Raw genomic sequence first — 22892 nt, forward strand, 5'->3', positions numbered from 1 at the left:
TCCATGAGCATCCTCACCCAAGACCAGACCAAACGCATCACCGACCGCGTGCTGTCACTGTCGAAAGCCGACGAGTGCACCGTCAGCGTCAAAGGCGCCCGCATCGGCAACATCCGCTTCGCGCGCAACGCCGTGTCCACCGCCGGCCTGTCGGACGACACGCAAGTGCAGGTGCAGGTCGCCTTTGGCAAGCGCCAGGGCACCGCCACCCTCAACGAGTTCGACGACAAGTCGCTGGAACGGGCCGTGCGCCGCGCCGAAGAGCTGGCGCGCCTGGCGCCGGAGAATCCGGAATTCATGCCGGCGATCGCCAAGACGGCTTACAAGCAGTCCGAGACCTTCGTGCAGAAGACCGCCGACATCGACCCGGAATTCCGCGCCCAGGCCGCCGCCTATGCGATGGAAGCCTGCCGCAAGAAGGGCCTGGTCTCGGCCGGCTTCTTCACCGACCGCTCGATGTTCGAGTCCATCGCGAATTCGAACGGCGTATTCGGCCACCAGGTCGCCACCTCGCTCGACTTCACCTGCACCGTGCGCACCGAAGACGGCCGCGGTTCGGGCTGGGTCAAGCGCTCGGCGCGCGACGTGGCCAAATTCGATCCGCGCGAGGCGGCCGACGTCGCCATCGAGAAGGCGCTGCGCTCGGTCGATGCGAAGGCGCTCGAGCCGGGCCGCTACACGGTGGTGATGGAGCCTTCCGCGACCAGTGACCTGCTCACCTTCATGATCGGCGGCTTCAACGCCCGCATGGCGGACGAGGGCCGCAGCTTCCTCTCTAAAAAGGGCGGCGCGAATCGCCTGGGCGACAAGCTGTTCGACCAGCAGGTGAACATCTGGTCCGACCCCTGGGACCAGGACGTGCCGGTGCTGCCGTGGGACGGCGACATGCTGCCGCGCGAACGCACCCACCTGGTGAAGGACGGCCGCATCAACGCGCTGAACTACTCGCAGTACTGGGCCAAGCAGAAGAACCAGCGCGCCATCGGCCGCGCCGGCAACATCATCATGGCCGGCACCGACAAGAGCACGGCGGAGCTGATCGCCAACACCAAGAAGGGCGTGCTGGTGACCCGCACCTGGTACATCCGCATGGTCGATCCGCAGTCGGTGCTGGTGACGGGCCTGACCCGCGACGGCACCTTCTACATCGAGAACGGCAAGGTCAAACACCCGATCAAGAACTTCCGCTTCAACGAGAGCCCGGTGTCGATGCTGAACAATATCGAGGAGATCGGCAAGCCGGTCGTGATCGGCGGGGATGAGGCGAATTATTCGATGCTGATTCCGTCGATGAAGATCAGGGATTTCAACTTCACTTCTCTTTCGGACGCCGTCTAACAACGCCTATTTCGACCCGCTCCCTTTGATCCGTCGGGAGTCTTCCCAGCCAGTGGCTGGGAAGACGTGCATGGGCCGCGGGTGAATGCATGCACACGGAAACTTACCATGGAACGTCGTAAATTCCTCCAAATCGGCGCCGGCACCGCGGGCGCCATGCTGATCCCCGTCTTCGGCAACGCCATCGCCGCCGAAGACCTGCTCAACCCCATGGCCGCCAGCGCCAAGAAGGCCATTGCCGACGTCGCGCTGAACGCCGCCACCAAGGCCGGCGCGTCGTACTGCGACGTGCGCATCGGCCGCTACCTGAACCAGTTCATCGTCACGCGCGACCTGAACGTCGAGAGCATCAACAACACCGAATCCAGCGGCGTCGGCGTGCGCGTGATCGCCAACGGCGCCTACGGCTTCGCCTCGACCAACAACATGAGCCCCGACGGCGTGGCGGAAGCCGCGCGCCAGGCGGTGGCCATCGCCAAGGCCAACGCCAAACTGCAGACGGAGCCGGTGCGCCTGGCGCCGGTGAAAGGCGTAGGCGAAGTCGCCTGGGCCACGCCGATGAAGAAGGACTGGCGCGCCATTCCGGTCAAGGAAAAGGCCGACATGCTGATCGCCGCGAACAAGGCGGGTCTGGACGCCGGCGCCACCTTCATGACCGGCTCGCTGTTCCAGATCAACCAGCAAAAGTACTTCGCCTCCACCGACGGCTCCTACATCGACCAGGACATCCACCGCCTGTGGGCGCCGGTGAACGCCACCGCGGTCGACAAGGCCAGCGGCAAGTTCCGCTCGCGCGCCGGCCTCGGTTCGCCGGTCTCGATGGGCTACGAGTACTTCGACGCCAGGGCCAGCGACAAGGTGCGCGCGGCCGGTGGCGTGACCACGCTGTACACCAACTCCTACGACATCGTCGAGGATGCCCGCCTGGCCGGCAAGCAGGCGCGCGAGAAGCTGACGGCGAAGTCGGTCGAACCGGGCAAGTACGACCTGGTGCTGAGCCCCGAACACCTGTTCCTCACCATCCACGAGAACGTCGGTCACCCGACGGAACTGGACCGCGTGCTCGGCTACGAAGCCAACTACGCCGGCACCAGCTTCGCCTCGCTCGACAAGTGGGAGACCAAGAAATTCAAGTACGGCGCCGAACGCGTGAACTTCGTGGCCGACCGCACCACCCCGGGTTCGCTCGGCCTGATCGGCTACGACGACGAAGGCGTGCGCGCCAGGAAGTGGGACATCATCCGCAACGGCGTGCTGGTGAACTACCAGGCCACGCGCGACCAGGCCCACATCATCGGCGAAGCCGAATCGCACGGCTGCTCCTACGCCGACAGCTGGAGCACGATCCAGTTCCAGCGCATGCCGAACGTGTCGCTGGAAGCCGGCAAAGCGCGCCTGACCCCGGACCAGATGGTCGCGGACGTCAAGAAGGGCATCTACATCCTGGGCCGCGGCTCCTACTCGATCGACCAGCAGCGCTACAACTTCCAGTTTGGCGGCACGCTGTTCTACGAAATCAAGAACGGCAAGATCGTCGGCCCGCTGGAAGACGTGGCCTACCAGGCCAACACCCAGGAATTCTGGAATGCCTGCAGCGCGATCTGCGACGAGCGCGACTGGCGCATGGGCGGCTCCTTCTTCGACGGGAAGGGCCAGCCGAGCCAGGTCAGCGCGGTCTCGCACGGTTCGAGCACCACGCGCTTCAACGGCATCAATGTCATCAACACCGCACGCAAGATCGGTTGAGGAGGAGACCCATGAAACAGCTGAACCAGGAAGAAGTCAAACGCATCACCGACCGCGTGCTCGGTTTCTCGAAGGCCGACGAGTGCAGTGTGTCGGTCCAGGGTAACCGCACCGGCAACATCCGCTTCGCGCGCAACGGCGTGTCCACCGCCGGCCTGACCGAAGACACCGAGCTGTCCGTGCGCGTCGCCTTCGGCAAGCGCACCGGCACCGCCGTGGTCAACGAGTTCGACGACAAGTCGCTGGAAAAGGCCGTGCGCCGCGCCGAGGAACTGGCGCGCCTGGCGCCGGAAAATCCCGAGTTCATGCCCGCCGTCGGCAAGCAGGAATTCCGCCGCACCCAGACCTTCGTGCCCGCCACCGCCGCCATCGACCCCGACTATCGCGCCGAAGTCGCGGCCGCCGCGATCGGCCAAGCGCGCGCGAAGAAGCTGGTCACCGCCGGCTTCTTCACCGACAGCACCAGCTTCTCGTGCATCGCCAACTCGAACGGCGTGTTCGGCTTCCAGGAATTCACCGACCTGTCCTTCACCTGCACCGCGCGCACCGAAGACGGCCGCGGTTCGGGCTGGGTGACCCGTTCGGCCAACGATGCGCGCCGCTTCAATGCGGGCGAGGCGGCGGCGATCGCGATCGACAAGGCGCTGCGCTCGGTCGATGCGAAGGCGCTGGAGCCGGGCCGCTACACCGTGATCCTGGAACCGGCGGCGACATCGGAAATCCTCGGCAATATGTTCAGCTCCTTCAGCGCGCGCAGCGCCGACGAGGGCCGCAGCTTCCTGGCCAAGAAGGGCGGCGGCAACCGCCTGGGCGAGAAGCTGTTCGACGAGCAGGTGAACATCTGGGCCGACCCGTGGAACCCGGAGGTGCCGGTGGCGCCCTGGGACGGCGGCAGCATGCTGGCGCGGCAGCGCACCGACCTGGTCAAGAATGGCCGCGTCGCCTCGCTCGGCTACAGCCGCTACTGGGCGCAGAAGACCGGCAACGTCGCCACCGCCGGCCACGGCAACATGATCATGGCGGGCGGCACCAAGTCGCTGGACGAGCTGGTCGCGGGCACCAAGAAGGGCATCGTGGTCACCCGCACCTGGTACATCCGCATGGTCGACCCACAGTCGCTGCTGCTCACCGGCCTGACCCGCGACGGCACCTTCTACGTCGAGAACGGCAAGATCAAGCACGCGGTGAAGAACTTCCGCTTCAACGAAAGCCCGGTCACCATCCTCAACAACATCGAGGAACTCGGCAAGCCCGAAGTCATCGGGGGCGACGAGGTGCCGTACCAGATGGTGCTGCCGCCGATGAAGGTCCGCGACTTCAACTTCACTTCGCTTTCCGACGCGGTATAAATGGCGGCTTTCGATTTCTACTTCACGCGCCTGAGCTACGAGTCGGGCGACTGGGACGTGGATATCCGTATGCCCAGCAACGTGCTGAACTCGCTCGTCGAGTACACCACCTTGCGGGTGGATCCGACCGAGCGCATCGTCGCCCTGTCGGATCCGAAGATGCTGGAAGCGCCGTTCTGCTATTTCGCGGGGCACAAGCTGGTGCAGTTCACCCCAGCCGAGCGGCGCAACCTCGAGAAATACGTGCGCGGCGGCGGCTTCGTGTTCGTGGACGACTGCAACCACGACATCGACGGCCTGTTCGCGAAGTCGTTCGAGTCCGAGATGGTGAAGATTTTCGGTGCCTCTGCGCTGAAGAAGATCCCGAATACGCACCCGCTGTATTCCTGCTTCTTCAAGTTCGACGGCCCGCCGACCACCGGGGGCGAACTGAATGGCTGGGGCGACGACCTGGTGCACGAATACCTGAAGGCCATCGAGTTCGGCGGGCGCATCCGCCTGCTGTACTCGAACAAGGACTACGGATGCGAGTGGGACTACGACTTCCGCAACAAGCGGTTCCTCGCGGTCGACAACACCCGCTTCGCGGTCAACATCATTCAATATGCGTTGGGAGCTTGAAGCGTGTCGGTAGCTTGGAATGAAGAAGACATCGCCAGTTTGACGGCGAAAATCGGTGCGCTGAAAACCAGCATGGCGCGTGTGATCATCGGCCAGGAAGACGTGGTCGATCTGCTCGTGACCTGCCTGCTGGCCGGCGGCCACGCGCTGGTGGAAGGCGTGCCGGGCCTGGGCAAGACCCTGCTCGTGAAATCGCTGGCCCAGGCCACCGACATGCAGTTCCGCCGTGTGCAGTTCACGCCGGACCTGATGCCCTCGGATATCGTGGGCACCGAGATCCTGGAAGAAGACACCACGACGCGTCAGCGCGTGTTCCGTTTCCAGCCGGGTCCCGTGTTCACCCAGGTGCTGCTGGCGGACGAGATCAACCGCGCGCCACCGAAAACCCAGTCGGCGCTGCTGGAAGCGATGCAGGAGCGTGCGGTGACGTTTGCGGGCACCACGCACAAGCTGCCGCGTCCCTTCTTCGTGCTGGCCACGCAGAACCCGATCGAGCAGGCCGGCACCTATCCGCTGCCGGAAGCGCAGCTGGACCGCTTCCTGCTGCGCATCGACGTGGTGTACCCGACCGAAGACGAAGAGGTGCTGATGGTTTCGCGCACCACGCACGCGGGCCTGGACGATGCCGAACCGGCGATGTCGGTCGAGGACCTGCTGCGCCTGCAGCAACTGGTGCGCGACATCGAGATCGGCGAGCACCTGCTGCGCTACGCGACCCGCCTGGTGCGCGCGACGCGCCCGTCGGAGACGACGGTGGCGGCGGTGAAGAACCACATCGGCTGGGGCGCCGGTCCGCGCGCCGGCCAGGCGCTGGTGCTGGCCTCCAAGGCGCGCGCGCTGATGCAAGGGCGCCTGGCGGTGACCCGCGACGATATCCAGGCCATGCTGCTGCCGGTGCTGGCGCACCGCGTGCTGCGCAACTTCGAGGCCGAGGCCGACGGCATCGCCATCGCCGACATCCTGCAGTCGCTGCGCAACGAGATCCGGGTCGACTGATCTTGTCGCTGGCGAAGACCGCGCTGATCGCGCACACGCAGAAGCTCGACCTCGTCATCCGCCACGTGCTGGCGGGGCTCGGCCATGGCATCCACGCCGGGCGCGAACGCGGGGCGGGCGTCGAGTTCTCGGAGTACCGGGCCTATGCGCCCGGTGACGAGTGGCGCCGCGTCGACTGGAAGCTGCTGGCGCGCGCCGACCGCTATTTCGTGCGCGAGGCCGAGCGCGACAGCCACGTCGCCGTCTGGCTGGTGCTGGACGCCAGCGCCTCGATGCAGGAACCCAGCCGCGAGGTGGAAGGCGTGGACAAGCTGACGTATGCCCGCACGGTGCTCGGCTGCGTCGCCGCGATCGCGCAGCGCCAGGGCGACGCCTTCGGCCTGGTGGTCCTGAACGATGGGAAGGTCCAGTTCACGCCCGCCCTGCGCGGTCCGCGCCAGCTGCAGCGCGTGCTGCTGCAACTGAGCCGGGTGCAGGCGGAGGGCGAGCTGCCCGACGCCGACACATTGCGCGCCAGCCTGCATTTTGCCCAAGCGCCGAGTGCCATCTATGCCGCCAGCGACCTGCTCGACTGGCCTTCGCCGCTGTCGCAAGCCCTGGTCCGCCTGCGCGGCATGCGCCACGACGTGCGTGTGCTGTGCCTGCAGACCCAGGCCGAAGTCGATGCCAGTTTTTCCTCGAGCGCGGCCTATCGCGACCCGGAACAGGAAGCCGGCGTGTTCCGCTTCGGCGCCGACCTGAAGGAAGGCTATCGCCGCGCGCGTGAGGAACACTTTGCGCGGGTGACGGCGAGCTGCCGCAAGGCGGATATTCCGCTGACAGCCGCCCGCATCGAGCAGTCGCCCGGCGAGGTGCTGCGCCTCTGGCTGCGCAGGCCGGGGAGCCGGGCATGAACGCATTGTGGTGGCTGGCGCTGCCAGTCCTGCTGCTGCCGGTCTGGTGGCACCGCAAGAAGCGCGAACAACATCAAGCCGAGCCGCTGGCGACCAGCCGCTTCCTGCCGCGTACCGAGCCGCGCCAGACGCGCGAGTGGCGCTGGAACGATTTGCTGCTCCTGCTGGTGCGCTGCCTGCTGCTGGCCTGCGCGATCGCCTGGCTGGCCGATCCGGTCATGCCGTCGCGTGGCGATACGGTGGTCGTTGCGGAAGGGACTGACGCGGCCTGGGTGGAACGCGAAGCGGCGCGGGCGGGCCTCGCCAAGGCCGAGCGAATGACGCTGCCGGCAGGGCAGGCGCTCGCTTTCCTGCGCGCGCACCAGCGCGAATGGCGGCTTGATGCACGCCTGCTGGTGCTGGGCGATATTCCGATGCCGTTCATGGCGCCGGAGTTCGGCCGCCGCATCGAGGTGCGCACGCTGGCGCGTCCGGCCTCGACGCTCGAGCGCCACGTCCACATCGCCAGCGCCCGTCCCGATCAATGGCGGCGCGTGTTTGCCGGACAGGGCGTGGTGTTCGACGACGCGCCCGGCGCGAAGACCTCGCTGATCGTCTGGGACCGTCCGGATGCGCCGCCGGCTTCGCTGCGCGCGCCCCTGTGGCTGGCCGCCGATCCGGCCGCTTTCCCGGAACTGAAGAATGCGCCGCACGTCCAGGGTCTGCATGTCGCCGACAGCCCACGCGGCCGCCTCTGGCATGCCGCGAGCTGGCCGCCGCAAACCGCGGATGCGGCGCGCACCCTGCTCGAGGACTGGCAGCGCCTGCATGCGGGGCCGCCTGCCTACACCATGCCCGCCCGTGTCTTCGACGCGGCAAGCGGCGTCCGTGCGCCCGAGCCGAGCGGCGCGCTGCGCGGCATCCTGATGGCCCTGTTGGCCGGCCTGTTCGTTTTAGAGAGAATCCTGAGCCATGCAAGAAGGCGCTGAGATCGTCCGGCGCGTCTGGCGCGCCGCCCAGTTGCGCCGCCTGCCCCTGTGGATCGTGGGCGCGCTGCCCTGGCTGGTCATCCGTTCCGGCCCTGGCCTGGTCGCCTGGAGCGCCTTTTGCGCCTGGGACTGGGCCGTCCTGCGCCGCCGCGTCGCCATCGAATGGACGTCCTGGGTCGACGGCGCCGTGCCGGAGATGGAAGACAGCAGCGCCTTGCTCGCCCATGCGCCGACTCCTGTCGCCCAGTTGCAGCAACGGCGCCTGCTGGCGCGCATCGACGCCAGCGTGAGCACGCCGCAACTGCGCGCCATGGCGCGCGGCCGCATCAAGGCCGGCGCGCCCTGGCTGCTCGGCAGTGTGCTGGCCGCCGCCGGTGTCTGGTTCGCCGGCGCCGCCGCGCCCCAGGCCAGCGCGGTCGCCCAGAACCGCCCCAAGCCTGTACTTGCCACGCTCGCCACCAACCAGGTCATCGTGCGCACCGCGCCACCGAATTACACGGGCGTGGCGCCCGTCGAGACCACGCCGCAGGATCTGCAGGTGCCGGAACAGACGCTGGTGATGTGGTGCGTGATGGACCCGACCTCGCCGGAAGAGACCATCGAGGCCAGCAACGGCCAGGTCTTCAAGCCGGGCCGCGAATGCGCGCGCTGGACCGCGACCGAATCGGTGTTCTGGCGCTGGCGCGGCAAGCGCTACACGATCAAGGTGATTCCCGACCAGCCGCCCGAGATCACGATCACCGCGCCGACCCAGATGGTGCAGGAACTGCTTGATACGGCGACCGGCGCCGCGATGGGCGTGCAGATCCGCGACGACTACGCGATCAGGCAGGCGACCCTGCACATGACCCTGGCGCGCGGCAGCGGCGAGAACATCCGCTTCACCGACCGCGAGATGCCGCTGCCGGCCGGTCCCGATCCGAAGCAGCGCAACTGGTCCAGGCAATGGACCCTTTCGGAGCTCGGCATGGAGCCGGGCGATGAACTCTACTTCTTCGTGCGCGCCGTCGACAACGCGGCGCGTCCGCACGCGGTGCAGTCGCCGACCTACACGCTGCGCCTGCCGGCCCCGGTGGAAGAGGCCGAAGAGGACACCGCCGCCATGCCGATGCTGGTCAAGCCGCAGAGCCTGCGCAGCCAGCGCCAGATCATCATCGACACCGAGCAGCTGGTAGCCGACATGCGCAGCACGAAGATCGGCGCGGACGCGGTGCGCGAGCGCAGCGAGCGGATCGCCGCCGACCAGGGCGCTCTGCGGCGCCGCTACGGCCAGTTCCTCGGCGAGGAATCGTCGCTGTTCGCCGATGGCGAGGAGCATTCGGAAGACGACGGCCATGACCACGGCGGCGAGAAGGGCGGCACCCAGGACATCCTGCACACCTACGGCCACGCCCACGACGAAGCCGAGAACGCGACCCTGTACGACGAGGACACCAAGAAGGTCCTGCGCCGCGCCTTGACGGCAATGTGGGACGCCGAGAAGGCGCTGCGCGCGCTCAGCCCGAAGGTGGCGCTGCCGCCCGAGCACAAGGCGCTCGACGCGATCAAGGAGCTGCAGCAGGCCGAGCGTGTCTACCTGCACAAGACTGCCTTCACGCCGCCGCCGATCAAGGAAGAAAAGCGCATGACCGGCGATATGGACGGCACTGCCAGCTACCGCCGCGCGCAGGGCGGGAGCGAAGAACGCGTGCCGGAGGACGTGCGGCTGCTGGTGCAGGCGCTGTCGAGCGACGGTCCGCTGCCGGCGCTGTGGACGCGCAGCGCCCATGACTGGGTGCGCACGCACATCAAGGACGACGAGCAGCGGCTGGCCGCACAGGGCGCGATCCAGGACGTGGCGGATGGGCGTGCGGCCAGCCGTCCGGTGCTGCGCGCCTGGCTACGCGCCGGTGCGGGGCAGGGCAAGGTGCTGCTGCAGGCGCAATCGAAGGTCGAGACGCCGTTCGTGCGCGCCTGGCGTGAAGGAGCGCCGAAATGAATCAGATGTGGATGCTGGCGCTGATCGGCGTTGCAGGGGTTGCGAGCACCGCGCTGTATGCGCGACGGCGCCAATGGATCGACGCCTTGCTGGTGCTGGTTGCTGCGATTGCACTTGGCTTGTTTGCTGCCGGCTTGAAGGTGCCCGGTGATGGCGGCCGCGTGCTGGCACTGGAGCCGGACCAGCCCGCGCCGGTACTGGACGGCGTACGCGGCTTTTCCGTCAAAGGTGACGGCCTGCGCGCGGCGCAGTGGAACGACCTGCCGGCGCTGCCCCTGCAGTGGGAACAGCCCAAGGGCGGCACGATGCGCCTCGACTTCACGCGCCAGCTTGCGCTCGGCCGCACCTTCACGCTGCGCCTGCAGCGCGAAGAGAAGGCGGAGGCACGCCTACAGCTGCTGGCCGAAAACGGCCAGCCGATCGGCGAGGCGCGCGGCACGGGTGAATTGAAGGTCGACTGGATGCCGCCGCTGGCCGAGCGCATGGTGCTGCGTGCGCGCCTGCTGGACAAGGACGGTAACAAGCTCGCCGAAGGGCCGGTACCGGTGAACGTGCACGCGCCGGCGATCCTGCACGTGCAGGGCCGCTTCGGCGCGCCGTCCTTCGATTTGCGCACCCTGAACGAACTGTTGGCCGGCAGCGGCGCGCTGCTCGACTGGCAGGTGGTGCTGGGCCGCGCCATCAACCGCACGGAAGTGCCGCGCGAAGAGATGAAAGAGCCGAACCTGCTGGTGGTCGATGCGGCCTGGCTCGAGCGCGCTGGCGCCGGCGAGCGTTCCGCGCTGCTGGGCCGCGTGGCGGGCGGCGTGCCGCTGCTGGTGCTGGGATCGAATGCCAACGATCCGGGCTTCTGGTCGCGCGCCTTGCAACTGCCCCTGAAGGCCCAGCCAGCGGATGCGAAGACGGATGCGCCGCTCGAGCTGGCGGTGGCGCCGTTCAATCCGGGTGCGCGTGAAGCCGGGCCGTGGAGGGGATCGGACAATCTGGTGTGGATCCGCGGCTGGCAGAAGGGGCGCATCGCCTGGCTGGGTGCGGCCGAGTGGCACCGCTATGCGATTACCGATCCGCAGGCGCTGGCGCTGTGGTGGCAGAGCGTGCTGGATCGCGTGGGCGTGGAGCGTCCTCAGGAGGTCGAGTGGCTTGAGCCGGACGAGCTGCCTTTGCCGGGGCAGCGCATGGAGCTGTGCGCGCGTGGCGTGAGCAGGGAGGTGAGTTTCCCGGAGCTGAAGCTGGCGCGCAGCTGGGCGCCGCGCACGGACAGTGCCTGCGTGGCGGTGTGGCCGCAGGAGGCGGGCTGGCTACGGGTAGCGGATGCGAAAGCGGGGGAGCACGCGGTGTACGTCTATTCGCCCGAGGACTGGCCGCAGTGGCAGGCGGCGCAGCGGCGCGATGCGACGACGCGGTATATGGCGCGTACGCCGGTCAAGGCGCTGGAAGGGGCAGCACGCGCCTTCCCGGCGTGGCCGTTTGCCGTCGTGTTCGCGCTGGCGATGCTGCTCCTGTGGTGGCGCGAACGCCGTTGATGTCGTGGGGCGGGCGGGCCCCGCCCACCCCACGAACCCCGCTCAGAACGCGTAATCGACCTTCGCGTACATCGAGCGGCCGTTCACCCCGAACGGGCAGGTCTCCCAGCAGTAGGTGAAGCCAAGCTGCGGGAACGGCGCCGCCTTGACCGGATCCCACTTGGTCGGATACGTATCGAACAGGTTGTTCACGCCCAGCGACAGGCTCAGTTTCCGGGTGAAGCTGTAGCGTGCCGTCAGGTCGACGATCCACTTCGCGTCCCAGGTCTGGATGAAGCCTGGCGTGAAACCCTGTCCCTCGACTTCGCCGAAGTAGTTGGCGCGCGCCGTCGCATTCCACGGACCCGTGGTGTAGTCGGCCGCCACCACGTGGTGCTGGCGCGGCTGGCCTTTCTCGATCAGCGTCACCTGGGTGTCGTCGAACAGCTGGGCGCCGGTGAGCACCGAGGATTGCGAGTGGCGGTCCTTGACCTTGGTGCGGTTGAAGCCGAGCTGGCCGGACAGGATCAGCGTCGAACCCTGGCCGCGCGTGGTGTGCTGGGCCACCAGGTCGAAGCCGGTGGTCGAGGTGTCGATCGCGTTGGTGAAGAACTGGGCCTGGCCGACGCGCAGCGGATCGAGTATGGCGCGGATCGGGCAGGCCGCGGCGCTCGGGCAGGAGCCCGACTCCGGCGCGATGTTCGACGAGAACACGATGCGGTCGTCGATGTTGGTGCGGTACAGGTCGGCCGTCACCGAGAAGTTGCTGGTCGGGCGCAGGATCATGCCGATGCTGGCGCTCTTCGACGTCTCTTCCTGCAGCGGCGCGATGCCGAAGGCGCGCGTGACGGGGCTGTTCTCACGCGCGGTCAGGGTCTCGGTCAGCACGCCGGCCGCATTCAGGTTGGTCGACACCGAGCTGTAGAACTTCTGCTGCACGCCCGGCGCCCGGAAACCGGTCGAGCCGCTGGCGCGCAGGCCGATCGTGCGCGAGGGGTCGTAGCGCAGGCTCAGTTTGCCGATGGTGGTGTTGCCGAAGTCCGAGTAGCGTTCGTGGCGCACCGCCGCGCCCAGCGACAGCGCGTCGATCTTGCGCTCCAGGTCGAGGTAGTAGGCGGTGTTGTGGCGGCCGTCGTCGACTTCGGTGCCCGGCGTGTAGCCCGGGAAGCCCTGGATGCCCGAGGCCGCGATGCCGCCCGTCTGGTCGCGGATGATGATGGCGGGGTTGTTGGTGCGGCCGTACTGGTAGGAGACCGGGTCGCCCGCGACGATCTGGTAGTTATCGCGGCGCCATTCGAAGCCGGCGCCGATGTAGAGCGGGCTGCCGGCGACGTTCATCGAACCCTTGAAGTCGAGGTTCAGCGTGGTCTGGTCGAACTTCAGCTTGCCGGTGTCGGCCTCCAGCGGCGAGCTGCCGTTCTCGTAGAAGTAGCTGACGTTGATCGAGTTCCGTTCGTGGAAGGCGAGTTCGCTGCGGCCGTGGTTGACGCTCAGGTCCACGCTCCAGTCGCCCGTCAGGTCATGGCGGTAGCCGACCGCCAGCGAGGCGTCCTTGACGGTGGTGATGATGTTCGGCAGGAAGCCGTTCGGATACACGGACGGCACGTTGCGCCCGTCCTCCGCGGTGCGGAAGAATCCCGCCGCGTCGCCCTTGCGTTTCGACGCGCCGCCGAAGGTATAGAATTCGCCGCCGCCGCTTGGTATCGCCGCGTTCAGCCAGGCGTAGACGTCCTTGGCCTTGCTGTCGCCGATGCGCTGGGTCACGCGCGGCGGATTCACGCGCGCCGTGTCCACGCCGGCGCGGTTGGTCTCGTCGCGGTCGCGCCACTCGGCCGACAGGTTCAGGTAGCCGCCGTCGGCGCCGAGCGTCATACCTTTGTGCGCGCTGGCCGTGTAGGTGTCGCCATCGCCTTCCTTGGTGGTGCCGGCGCTGGCGCTGAGCTGGGTGTCGGTCGCCCCCTTTTTCAGCACGATGTTGATCACGCCGGCGATCGCATCCGACCCGTACTGCGCGGCCGCGCCGTCGCGCAGCACCTCGATCGACTGGATCGCCGACAGCGGAATCGCATTGATGTCGGTGCCGGCCGAGCCGCGGCCGATGGTCTGCTGCACGTTGACCAGGGCCTGCTGGTGGCGCCGCTTGCCGTTCACCAGCACCAGCAGCTGGTCCGGGCCGAGGCCGCGCAGGGTGGCGGGGCGGATGATGTCGGTGCCGTCGCTGATGAAGGTGGTCGTGAAGTTGAACGACGGGTCGAGGTCTTGCAGCACTTTGCCCAGTTCGAGCGAGCCGGCCGTCTGCAAGTCCTTGGCGCTGATCAGGCCCACTGGCACCGCGGTGTCGAGCGCCGTCTTGGCCTGGGTGCGCGAGCCCAGCACCACCACCGTCGCGGTGTCCAGCTGCGCCGCGTTGTTTGCGGCTTCCTGTGCGAATGCGGATGCCATCGCCGATACCAGCGCCGTCGCCAGCAAGGCGTGTTTCTTCCCTTGGTCTGCCATCTTGTCCCCTTGTGTTGAGTTGGATCGTCATGACGAAAACTAAGTCGTCCATAACCACAGAGAATTGATTCTGCGCAAACATTTCTGTAAGTACAAGTGTCAACTGTGCCGTTCGCAACACTTTTCGTAAATTATGCGTATTGACGAAAATGCAGGGGGAGGTGGTTTACAAGGTGGACAAGATGTGGCATTCAGGCGTGGTCGCGCATCCACTCCTTGAGGCCGTCGACCCACTTTTTCGCGGGCAGGTTGAGGTGGCGCCGGATCTCGCCCGCGCGCTCGTACAGCACGGCGAAGTCGATCTGCGGGGCGTGCTTGAAGGCGAGAACGACGATGTTCGCGTCGTGCACTTCGGGCAGCCAGACCACGGCGTCGAAGACCTGCTGCATGGTGAGCAGGTTCTTGTCGTAGCTGTTGAAGTCGCCGAAGACATTGGCGGTCATGATGCCGTCTTCACTCAGGCAGTCGTAGCAGCCCTGGTAGAAGTCGAGCGAATCGAGCACGGGGCCGCGCGCGTCGTGGTCGTAGAGGTCGACCTGCAGGACGTCGACCTTGCCGTGGTTGCCGGCGTCGAGCACGAAGTCCAGCGCGTTCATCTCGCGCACGTCGAGACGCGCGTCGTTTTCGGGGAGGCCGAACAGGGCGCGGCAGATGGCGATCACGTTGGGGTTCAGCTCGGCCGCTTGTACCCGCGCGTTGGGGAAGCGGCGGTAGCAGAACTTGGTCAGCGCGGCGCTGCCCAGGCCCAGCTGGACGATGCGGCGCGGGGCGTGCTGGAACAGGGTCCACATCATCATCATTTGCACGTATTCGAGCTCGATGGCGTCGGGCTTGGACAGGCGCATCGCGCCCTGCACCCAGGAGGTGCCGAGGTGGAGGAAGCGCACGCCCTCGAATTCGTCGATGTTGGCGGGCGGGTGGCCGGGGGCGGCGAAGCGGGGATCGATGCGGGAGTACGAGGGAGGCATGGGGCGGATGATACCGTACGGGCGAGCCAGTCCAGTGGACTGGATCGCGCTTCGCCGTCCGCGCGTTCAGCTCCCGGACGCGTAGTGGCGGCTCATGCGGGAGTCGAACGCGCGGACGGGGGACCCGTCCACCCTACGCAACCCCGTTCCTGCCGAACTCGCGGAAGCCGGGGCGTTCGTTCAGACGGTCGTAGTAGGCGGCGACGTTGGGATAATCCGGCCGCGCCATTGGCGTCATCATCCAGCGGTTCACCGACAGCCCGAGCACGATGTCGGCCAGGGTGAATTCCTCTCCCGTGACGTAGGCGCCGGTCTTGGCCAGCTGCACCTCGAGGATGCCGATGTGGCGGTTCCAGTTGGCGATGCCCGCTTCGATCTGCGCCGGGTCCTGGTGCGCCGGCGAGTTGCGCACCAGCGCCATGAAAGCGTAGCGCCAGGCGGTATTCAGCTCGGTCGACTGCCAGTCCATCCATTGCTCGACACGCGCGCGGCCTTGCGCGTCGTCCGGCAGGAGCGACGATGCGTGCTTGTTGCTCAGGTAGCGGCAGATCGTATTCGATTCCCATAGCACGAAGCCGTCGTCGACCAGCACCGGCACCATCGCATTCGGATTGAGCGAGGCGTGGCTCTCGTTCCAGTCTTCGCGGTCGTAGGACAGATCGAGTTCGGCGCAGGTCCACAGGACCTTGCGGACGTTGATCGAGGTGGTTTTACCGATGATCTTCATGGCGCGGTTCCGGGCAGGGTGGGAAGGATGAGGGTGACGGCCAGGCCGCCGCCCTCGCGGTTGGACAGCAGGATGCGGCCGCCGTGGGCTTCGGCGATTTCGCGCGCCAGGGCAAGCCCGAGGCCGGTGCCGCTGCGCTTGGTCGAATAGAAGGGGACCAGGGCGTTGGTGAGCACGGCGTCACTCATGCCGGCGCCGCGGTCCAGCACGTCGATGCGCAGCGCATCCTGCACGCGCCGGACACTTAGCTCGACGTCTTCCGGCCGTGAGCCCGATTCGTGCGCATTCTTCAGCAGGTTGAGCAGGGCCTGTTCCATCTGCGCCGCGTCGATCCAGGCCGGCGCCGAGGGCAGCTCGCCGGCGAGGCGGAATGCCACCTGGTCGGCCAGCCGGTCGACGAATACGTCCCAGGGGTAGGCTTCCAGGCGCGGCGCCGGCAGCTTGGCGAAGCGCGCGTAGCCGAGGATGAAGCTTTCCAGGTGGCGGGTGCGCTCGCCGATGGTCTGCAGGATCTGCGGCAGGCGCTCGGTCTGGCCGCGCCGCACCAGTTCCTGGCCGGAGTGGGCCAGCGAGGTGAGCGGCGCCAGCGAGTTGTTGAGTTCATGGCTGATCACGCGGATCACCTTCTTCCAGGTCTGCACCTCCTGGCGCCGCAACTCAAGGGTAAGGTGGCGCAGCAGCAGCAGCTCGTGGCGGCGGCCGTTGAGCGTAAAGCTCGAACGCGCCAGGTGGTAGACCTCTTCGTCCTCGGCCTCGCCCGCCGTGAACAGGCCGTCGCCGCCGCGCGCCAGCGCTTCCTTCAAGGCCGGCGCCGCCCCTTCGAGCACGCTGCCCAGCTGGTGGCCCTCCAGCTTGCGGCCGTTCGACAGCAGCTGGCGCGCCGCCAGGTTGGCGTAGACGATGGCGCCGCTGCCGGGGCCGAAATCGGTCACCAGCAGCATCGCCACGGGCGTATTCTGGACCATGGTATCGAGCAGCAGCTCGCGCTGCACCAGGCCGAGGCGCTGCTCGCGCAGCACGTTGCCGAGTTCATTGTGGGCCGCGATCAGGTCGGCCAGCTCGTCGTTCTGCGGCCAGTGCAGGCTGAAGGAAAAGTCGCCGTCGCGGTAGCTCGCCACCGTGCCTTCCAGCGCGCGGAACAGCGACAGGATCGGCTGGATCTGCGAGCGAATGGTGATGATGGCGATCGGGACGATGGCCAGCAGGCAGGCGCAGAACACCAGCACCGGGTGGCCGGGGAAGAAGTAGTCCAGGCCGAGGGCGATCAGCATGCCGAGGGCCAGCAGAGTGCCGACCAGCGCCGACCAGCGCGTGACCAGGGAGAGACGAAAGCCTGTGCGTTTTTCCGCGCTCATGCGCCGCGCGCGATGCCGAGCCGTTCCATGCGCCGGTACAGGGCCTGGCGCGACAGTCCGAGTTCGCCGGCCGCCTGAGCCACCACGCCGCCTGCGCGCGCCAGCGCCTGGACGATGGCGTCGCGGTCCGGCTCCGCGTCCTGGCTGGCGCCGGCCACCAGCGGCAGGCCGAGATCCGCCGCCTTGATCACATCCCCTTGCGCCAGCAGGCTGGCGCGCGCCATCACGTTCTTCAGCTCGCGCACATTGCCGGGCCAGCCGTGGGCCAGCAGCGCGCTTTCCGCCAGCGGATGCAGAGTCTTCCCGCGCAGGAAGGAAAGCGCCAGCGGCAGGATGTCGCCGGAACGCGCGGCGAGCGGCGGCAGGCGCAGTTCGATTACGTTGAGGCGGTAGAACAGGTCTTCGCGGAAGGTCCCGGCGCGGATCATGGCGGACAAGTCCGCATTGGTGGCGCTGATCACGCGCACCTTGACCTGGCGCTCGCGGTTCGAGCCGAGGCGTTCGAAGCGCCCCGTCTCCAGCACGCGCAAGAGCTTCATCTGCCCGGCCAGCGGCAGGTTGCCGATCTCGTCGAGGAACAGGGTGCCGCCGTCGGCCGCTTCGAACTTGCCCTCTCGCGGCCTCAAAGCGCCGGTGTAGGCGCCGGCGTCGGCGCCGAACAGCTCGGCCTCGATCAGCTCGGAGGGCAGGGCGCCGCAGTTCAGCACCACGAAGGGGCCGCTTGCTACCTGCGAGTTGGCCTGGATGATCTCGGCGATGCGCTCCTTGCCGGTGCCGTTCGGCCCCGTGATCAAGACCGGCACGTCGGCGCGCGCCACCTGGCAGGCCAGGGTGAGCACGCGCTCGGTGGCCGGGTCTTGCCAGACCAGGCCGCGCAGGTCGAAGTTCTGTTCCAGTTCCCGTTTCGCCTTGCGTTCGCGCTGCAGGCGCTGGCCCAGCGCCCGGTTGGCCTGGCCCAGCTCGATCAGGTTGGTGACCGTGGTGAGCAGGCGCTCGTCGTTCCAGGGTTTCGACAGGTAGTCGGCGGCGCCGGCCTTGATCAGTTCCACCGCCGCATCCAGGTGGGTCCAGGCGGTGAGCAGGATCACCGGCAGGTCCGGGTGGCGCCGGCGGATCTCGCGGAACAGCGCGACGCCTTCCTCGCCCGAGGTGGTGTCCAGGGTGAAGTTCATGTCCTGGATCACCAGGTCCACTGCCTCGCGCCCGAGGATGTCGAGTCCCTCCTCGGGCGAGGCGGCGCGCAGCGCGGCGATGTCGTGGAGCGAGAACAGGACCTCGAGCGCGATGGCGACCGCGGCGTTGTCGTCGATGATCAGAACGGTGGGCATGGCGACAAGGATACCATTGCTGTTCAGGCGCTGCGGGTGGCGGTCGCCGGCGAGATGCTGGCCGCGCGCCACGCCGGACCGTAGGCGGCCAGGATGCCGAGCGCCCAGAACACCACCGCGCCGCCCACCAGATAGTGCAGCGGCAGGCGCGCCATCTCGAGCTTCGACACCAGGAGGTGGTTCAGGCCCAGTCCTAGCAGCACCCCGCCGAACACGCCGGCGCTGGTGATCAAGACGTTCTCCGTGATGAAATAGCGCAGGATGTCGAGCTTGCGCGCGCCCAGCGCGCGGCGCACGCCGATCTGCTTGCGGCGCTGGGTGACCCACAGGCTGGCCATGCCGACGATGCCGCTGCTGGTGACCAGCAGCAGCAGCACGCTCACCACGATCAGCATCCACGACAGCGCCACGTCGGCGCGGTAGCGGTCCTTGCGGTCGTCCTCGACGGTGGTGGTGCGCAGGATCATCGGGGTGCTGGACGACTTGCGCAGCGCCTCCTCGGCTTCCTTGATGACGCGGTCGCGCTGGCCGGGTTCGGCGCGGATCGCGTACAGATTGCCGGGCTGGCCGTACAGGGTCGTGGGCATGATGACCGAGAACTCGGCGGTTTCGCCGACGTCGGCGTGGGCCGACTGCAGGCGTTCGACCACGCCGACCACCTCGAAGGACTGGGCGGCGTCGCCGATCCCGAACCAGAGTTGCTTGCCCACCGCCGGCGCGCCGGGCCACAGCTTCTCGGCCAGCGCCCTGGTGACGATGATCTGCTTGGGCAGTTCGCGGCTTGCGTTCTCGTTGATCTCGGTGATTTCGCCCGGCAGGAAATCACGCCCTTCGACCAGCTTCAGGCCGAAGGTCTTGATCAGCGAATCGCCGGAGACGTACTGCGAGGCGGGCGCGGTCTCGCGCTGCTGGCGCGGGTCGGCCGTGACGCTGGTGGTGCTGCCGCTGCGCGAGACCGGCATCTGCGACACCTTGGCGGCGGAGGCGACGCCCGGCACCGCGCGCAGCACCGCGAGCTCGCGCTTGATATTGGCCAGCATCAGCTCGGGGCCGTCGCTGCTCAGGTTGCGCACGCGGAAGTAGAAGGTCGAGGCCTCGTCCGACAGGCCGGTGGGGCGCGCGGCGACGGCGCGCCGCTCCTCGACGATGTGCAGGGCGTTGGCCAGGATCGCCAGGCTCAGGGCAACCTGCAGCGCGACCAGGATCGGGCCGGTCTTGTTGCGCAGCAGGGCGGACAGGATGGGACGGATTTCCATGATGAGTCTCCGGTATGCGTTATTGCGATTTCAGCTGGATCGCCGGCGTCACCTGGCAGGCGCGCCAGGTCGGCAGCAGGCCGGCCAGCAGGGCCGCTGCAACCGACATCAGGAAGGTCAGGGCCAGCATCTGCAGGTCCATGCGCGCGACCGCCGCCATGCCCTTGCTCTGCATGCCGATCAGGGCCAGGAAGGCGAAGGCCAGCACCAGTCCCAGCACGCCGCCGACCAGGCCGACCACGCCGGTCTCGATCAGGAACTGCTGGAACACGTCGCGGCGCGAGGCGCCGAGGGCGCGGCGGATGCCGACCTCGGAAGCGCGCACCGAGAACTTCGCCAGCAGCAGGCCGACGGTGTTCACCAGGCACAGCACCAGGAAGCCGAAGGCCAGCCAGGCCGCCAGCTTGCTGTCGTTGCCGACCACCTTCATCTCTTCCATCCACTCCATCACGTTGTACAGCATGTTCGGCGCATTGCGTTTCAGGCGGCCCAGCTTGCGCTGTTCATTGGCGTAGCTGTCGAGGAAGGACTGCACCTCGGCGCGGTCGCTGCTCGATTTCGCCTCGATCCAGAACTGCAGCCAGGTGCATTCGGAAGCCAGCAGGGCGGCCCAGCCCGGGTCGCGGCTGCCGCTGCAGCTCATGCTGCCGTTGTGGACCATCTCATGGCGGATCGCGTTGGAGAAGGGGATGAAGAATTCCTCGCCGTTGCCGAAGCGCTGGCCGCCGATCAGCTTGTAGAAGCGCGGCAGCGGCGCCCAGGTGTCGATCACGCCGACCACGGTGTAGGGCGTGCCCTTCATGCGTACCTGCTTGCCGACCGGGCTGGCGTCGCCGAACAGTTTTTCGGCGATCTCGCGGCTCAGCACCACGACGTCGGCGGCGCGCTGGTCGTCGGCCGCGCTCCACGGCTGGCCGTGCAGAAAAGGCACGTCGAACATGGCGAAGAAATCGCGCGTCGGCGCCAGACCGGTGGAGCTGAAGGCCGGGATGTCGCTGCGCGGCGGTTCGATCGCGACGCCCACGTTGTACATCACGGTGCGGCGCTCGCCGACGCCGCTTCGCAGCAGGTTGTCGGCGTCCGGGTAGCTCAGTTGCCGGTCGTTCGGGCCTTCGCTCGGAACCCAGTTCTCGGGCGAGCCGTTGTCGACCAGCGGCACGAACAGGCGGTCGCTCTTGTGCGGGATCGGGTTGGCCGACATCACGTGCAGGATGGTGAGGGTCGACACGCTGGCCGCCACGCCGATGGCCAGGGTCAGCACCATCAGCGCGGTCAGCGCCGGATTGCGGCGCAGGCTGCGCACGCCGAGAGTGAAGTAGTAGGAGAACATGACTCGCCGCTCCTTATGCCATGGCCTTGTCGACCAGGGACGGGCCCTTGCGCACCAGGTCCGAGACCTGGCCGTCGATGATGTGCACGTTGCGGTGGGTGCGCACGGCCAGTTCCGGGTCGTGGGTCACCATCAGGATAGTGGTGCCGGCCGCATTGATCTCTTCCAGCAGCTCCATCACGCCGCGCGCCATCTGCGTATCGAGGTTGCCGGTCGGTTCGTCGGCCAGCAGCAGCTTCGGGCTGCCGGCCAGCGCACGCGCGATCGCCACGCGCTGCTGCTGGCCGCCGGACAGCTCGGCCGGGTAGTGCTTCATGCGCGAGGCCAGGCCGACTTTCGACAGCGCGTCCTCGATGCGCTCCTTGCGCTCGCGCGCATTGAAGCCGCGGTAGCGCAGCGGAACGTCGACGTTGTCGAACAGGTTCAGGTCGGGGATCAGGTTGAAGCCCTGGAAGATGAAGCCCAGCTTCTCGTTGCGCAGGCGCGAACGGGCCGCGTCGTCCAGGCCCTTCACGTTGACGCCGTCGAGGACGTACTCGCCCGAGGTGAATTCCTCCAGCAGGCCGGCGATGTTCAGGAAGCTGGTCTTGCCGGAGCCGGAGGGGCCGGTGACGGTGACGAATTCGCCCGGCTTGACTTCGATCTCGAAGCCGCGCAGCGCGTGGGTCTCGATCATGTGGGTGCGGTACACCTTGCTCAGGTTGGTCATGCGCAGCATGGGATTCTCCTCGTTCGTATTGGACTTAGCGGTTGATCGACACACGGTTGGCGTTGTTGAAGGTATCGGTGCCGGCGACGACCACCTTGTCGCCGGGCTGCAGGCCGGACAGGATCTCGACGGCGGAAATGCTGGTGGCGCCCAGCTGGACCGGGGTGCGCACGGCGATGCCGTCCACCACCTTGTAGGCGAAGCGTCCGCCCTCGCTCTCCACGAACGGCCCGCGCGGCAGCATCACGACGTTGGGACGCTCCTCGATCAAGAGGCGCGCGGTCACGCGCTGGCTCTGGCGCAGGCCTTTCGGTTGTTCGCCGTCGAAGCGCACGCGCGCCAGCACCTGGTTCTTCACGACTTCCGGCGACAGCGCCGACAGCTTGCCGGTCGCTTTCCCGGACGGCAGGGTGATCTCGGCGTTCATTCCGAGGCCGATGTCGGCCACGTACGATTCCGGCACCTCGACCTCGACTTCGAGCTTGGACAGGTCGACCAGGGTCATCAGGGGCGCGTTGGCGGCGACCACCATGCGGTTCTGGACGTTCAGGGTGCCGATGAAGCCGTCGACCGGCGCGCGCACGGTGAGCTCGTCGACGCGGCGCTGGGCATTCGCCATCGACAGGCGCTGGCGTTCCAGCTCGTTGACCTTGGTTTTCAGGGCCAGCTGGACGTCGTCGCCTTCCAGGCTGGCCGCCTGCGCCGCGTGGCGGGCGCGGATCTCGGCCGAGTTCAGGGCGTCCTTGGCCTTCTGGTAGTCGATCTTGGCGATGATGCCGACCTGCGCCACGCCCTCGTAGCGCTCGAGGGTGCGCTGGGCCGACAGGCGATCGATTTCGGCGGTGTCGGCTTCCCGTTGCGCAAGCAGCTTCTGCTTGCGCGCCAGGATCTGCTGGCGCGCGACTTCGGCTTTCAGCTGCTCGTAGGTGGACACTTCGCGCTTGAGCGCATCGGTGAGGTCGGGCGACTCCAGCTCGGCCAGCACGGCGCCCTTCTTCACGGTGTCGCCGGCGGCGACCTTCAGGTTGACGGTGGACGGCGCGGTCGAATACAGGGTGGGGCTGACGGCGGCCACGACGCGGCCGTTGACCGCGGCGTCGCGCACCAGGGTGCCGCGGGTGACTTCGGCGATGCGCAGGCGGCTCTCGTTGACCGAATGCTCGCTGCTGCTCCAGGCGCCCAGCACGGCGACGGTGACGGCGACCAGGACGACCGCGCCGCCCACCCACAGGGCGCGGCGCTTGATGGTGTGGACGGGCGCCGGGGTGAGGACGGCGTCTTGTTGTGATGTATCGCGGATCATGATGTGTCCAGTAACGACGTGATGCGGTC

The 22892-nt window shown here is 67.5% G+C and carries 18 protein-coding genes; 9 read left to right on the top strand and 9 right to left on the bottom strand.

What is annotated here, in order from left to right:
- Positions 1-3 precede the first annotated feature (3 nt).
- The 9 genes from LQ564_RS11385 (at position 4) to LQ564_RS11425 (ending at position 11412) form a co-directional block, all read left to right on the top strand.
- Entirely contained in the window at positions 4-1338 is a 1335-nt protein-coding gene (locus LQ564_RS11385; RefSeq protein ID WP_231058231.1) for a TldD/PmbA family protein, read from the top strand.
- A gap of 108 nt (positions 1339-1446) precedes the next feature.
- Positions 1447-3084, top strand: coding sequence for a TldD/PmbA family protein (locus LQ564_RS11390; RefSeq protein WP_231058232.1), 1638 nt, complete (start codon positions 1447-1449; stop codon positions 3082-3084).
- 11 nt (positions 3085-3095) lie between these two features.
- Positions 3096-4433 carry a TldD/PmbA family protein gene (locus LQ564_RS11395; RefSeq protein WP_231058233.1) on the top strand — a complete coding sequence of 446 codons (1338 nt, stop codon included), beginning with the start codon at positions 3096-3098 and terminating at the stop codon, positions 4431-4433.
- The gene (locus LQ564_RS11400) at positions 4434-5054 is read left to right on the top strand and encodes a DUF4159 domain-containing protein (RefSeq protein WP_231058234.1); all 621 of its coding nucleotides are present in this window, start codon (positions 4434-4436) and stop codon (positions 5052-5054) included.
- Positions 5055-5126: 72 nt separating this feature from the next.
- Positions 5127-6050 carry an AAA family ATPase gene (locus tag LQ564_RS11405; RefSeq protein WP_231058235.1) on the top strand — a complete coding sequence of 308 codons (924 nt, stop codon included), beginning with the start codon at positions 5127-5129 and terminating at the stop codon, positions 6048-6050.
- Positions 6051-6052: 2 nt separating this feature from the next.
- Complete coding sequence (locus LQ564_RS11410; protein WP_231058236.1) at positions 6053-6943, top strand: DUF58 domain-containing protein; 891 nt, start codon at positions 6053-6055, stop codon at positions 6941-6943.
- Positions 6940-7911 carry a BatA domain-containing protein gene (locus LQ564_RS11415; protein WP_231058237.1) on the top strand — a complete coding sequence of 324 codons (972 nt, stop codon included), beginning with the start codon at positions 6940-6942 and terminating at the stop codon, positions 7909-7911. Before LQ564_RS11410 ends, LQ564_RS11415 begins: the two co-directional genes overlap by 4 nt.
- Positions 7895-9889, top strand: a complete 1995-nt coding sequence (locus LQ564_RS11420; RefSeq protein WP_231058238.1) for a DUF4175 domain-containing protein — start codon at positions 7895-7897, stop codon at positions 9887-9889. The genes LQ564_RS11415 and LQ564_RS11420 overlap by 17 nt, the downstream gene beginning before the upstream one ends.
- On the top strand, positions 9886-11412 hold the full coding sequence (locus tag LQ564_RS11425) for a carotenoid 1,2-hydratase (protein WP_231058239.1): 1527 nt from the start codon (positions 9886-9888) through the stop codon (positions 11410-11412). Before LQ564_RS11420 ends, LQ564_RS11425 begins: the two co-directional genes overlap by 4 nt.
- 42 nt (positions 11413-11454) lie before the next feature.
- Here the strand turns inward: LQ564_RS11425 and LQ564_RS11430 are convergent, their stop codons facing one another.
- The 9 genes from LQ564_RS11430 to LQ564_RS11470 form a co-directional block, all read right to left on the bottom strand.
- Positions 11455-13887, bottom strand: coding sequence for a TonB-dependent receptor plug domain-containing protein (locus tag LQ564_RS11430; protein ID WP_231058240.1), 2433 nt, complete (start codon positions 13885-13887; stop codon positions 11455-11457).
- 191 nt (positions 13888-14078) lie between these two features.
- Positions 14079-14855: a spermine/spermidine synthase domain-containing protein gene (locus LQ564_RS11435; protein ID WP_231058241.1), complete on the bottom strand. Its 777-nt coding sequence runs from the start codon at positions 14853-14855 to the stop codon at positions 14079-14081.
- Positions 14856-14988: 133 nt separating this feature from the next.
- Positions 14989-15582, bottom strand: a complete 594-nt coding sequence (locus tag LQ564_RS11440; RefSeq protein ID WP_231058242.1) for a glutathione S-transferase family protein — start codon at positions 15580-15582, stop codon at positions 14989-14991.
- Positions 15579-16937, bottom strand: coding sequence for a sensor histidine kinase (locus tag LQ564_RS11445; protein ID WP_231058243.1), 1359 nt, complete (start codon positions 16935-16937; stop codon positions 15579-15581). Before LQ564_RS11445 ends, LQ564_RS11440 begins: the two co-directional genes overlap by 4 nt.
- A complete protein-coding gene (locus LQ564_RS11450; protein ID WP_231058244.1) occupies positions 16934-18265 on the bottom strand; it encodes a sigma-54-dependent transcriptional regulator in 1332 nt (443 codons plus the stop codon). Before LQ564_RS11450 ends, LQ564_RS11445 begins: the two co-directional genes overlap by 4 nt.
- Before the next feature lie 23 nt (positions 18266-18288).
- Positions 18289-19521 carry an ABC transporter permease gene (locus LQ564_RS11455; protein WP_231058245.1) on the bottom strand — a complete coding sequence of 411 codons (1233 nt, stop codon included), beginning with the start codon at positions 19519-19521 and terminating at the stop codon, positions 18289-18291.
- A 19-nt stretch (positions 19522-19540) separates the two neighbouring features.
- Positions 19541-20851: an ABC transporter permease gene (locus LQ564_RS11460; protein WP_231058246.1), complete on the bottom strand. Its 1311-nt coding sequence runs from the start codon at positions 20849-20851 to the stop codon at positions 19541-19543.
- A gap of 13 nt (positions 20852-20864) precedes the next feature.
- Positions 20865-21569, bottom strand: a complete 705-nt coding sequence (locus tag LQ564_RS11465; protein ID WP_231058247.1) for an ABC transporter ATP-binding protein — start codon at positions 21567-21569, stop codon at positions 20865-20867.
- A gap of 25 nt (positions 21570-21594) precedes the next feature.
- A complete protein-coding gene (locus LQ564_RS11470; RefSeq protein ID WP_231058248.1) occupies positions 21595-22863 on the bottom strand; it encodes an efflux RND transporter periplasmic adaptor subunit in 1269 nt (422 codons plus the stop codon).
- Positions 22864-22892: the final 29 nt, after the last annotated feature.

This window comes from Massilia phyllostachyos (assembly GCF_021044825.1).
GTDB lineage: Bacteria > Pseudomonadota > Gammaproteobacteria > Burkholderiales > Burkholderiaceae_D > Telluria > Telluria phyllostachyos.

Coding starts and splice junctions, on each gene's coding strand:
- LQ564_RS11385 (WP_231058231.1), top strand. CDS start 4: ATGAGCATCCTCACCCAAGACCAGACCAAACGCATCACCGACCGCGTG.
- LQ564_RS11390 (WP_231058232.1), top strand. CDS start 1,447: ATGGAACGTCGTAAATTCCTCCAAATCGGCGCCGGCACCGCGGGCGCC.
- LQ564_RS11395 (WP_231058233.1), top strand. CDS start 3,096: ATGAAACAGCTGAACCAGGAAGAAGTCAAACGCATCACCGACCGCGTG.
- LQ564_RS11400 (WP_231058234.1), top strand. CDS start 4,434: ATGGCGGCTTTCGATTTCTACTTCACGCGCCTGAGCTACGAGTCGGGC.
- LQ564_RS11405 (WP_231058235.1), top strand. CDS start 5,127: ATGGCGCGTGTGATCATCGGCCAGGAAGACGTGGTCGATCTGCTCGTG.
- LQ564_RS11415 (WP_231058237.1), top strand. CDS start 6,940: ATGAACGCATTGTGGTGGCTGGCGCTGCCAGTCCTGCTGCTGCCGGTC.
- LQ564_RS11420 (WP_231058238.1), top strand. CDS start 7,895: ATGCAAGAAGGCGCTGAGATCGTCCGGCGCGTCTGGCGCGCCGCCCAG.
- LQ564_RS11425 (WP_231058239.1), top strand. CDS start 9,886: ATGAATCAGATGTGGATGCTGGCGCTGATCGGCGTTGCAGGGGTTGCG.
- LQ564_RS11430 (WP_231058240.1), bottom strand. CDS start 13,887: ATGGCAGACCAAGGGAAGAAACACGCCTTGCTGGCGACGGCGCTGGTA.
- LQ564_RS11435 (WP_231058241.1), bottom strand. CDS start 14,855: ATGCCTCCCTCGTACTCCCGCATCGATCCCCGCTTCGCCGCCCCCGGC.
- LQ564_RS11440 (WP_231058242.1), bottom strand. CDS start 15,582: ATGAAGATCATCGGTAAAACCACCTCGATCAACGTCCGCAAGGTCCTG.
- LQ564_RS11445 (WP_231058243.1), bottom strand. CDS start 16,937: ATGAGCGCGGAAAAACGCACAGGCTTTCGTCTCTCCCTGGTCACGCGC.
- LQ564_RS11450 (WP_231058244.1), bottom strand. CDS start 18,265: ATGCCCACCGTTCTGATCATCGACGACAACGCCGCGGTCGCCATCGCG.
- LQ564_RS11455 (WP_231058245.1), bottom strand. CDS start 19,521: ATGGAAATCCGTCCCATCCTGTCCGCCCTGCTGCGCAACAAGACCGGC.
- LQ564_RS11460 (WP_231058246.1), bottom strand. CDS start 20,851: ATGTTCTCCTACTACTTCACTCTCGGCGTGCGCAGCCTGCGCCGCAAT.
- LQ564_RS11465 (WP_231058247.1), bottom strand. CDS start 21,569: ATGCTGCGCATGACCAACCTGAGCAAGGTGTACCGCACCCACATGATC.
- LQ564_RS11470 (WP_231058248.1), bottom strand. CDS start 22,863: ATGATCCGCGATACATCACAACAAGACGCCGTCCTCACCCCGGCGCCC.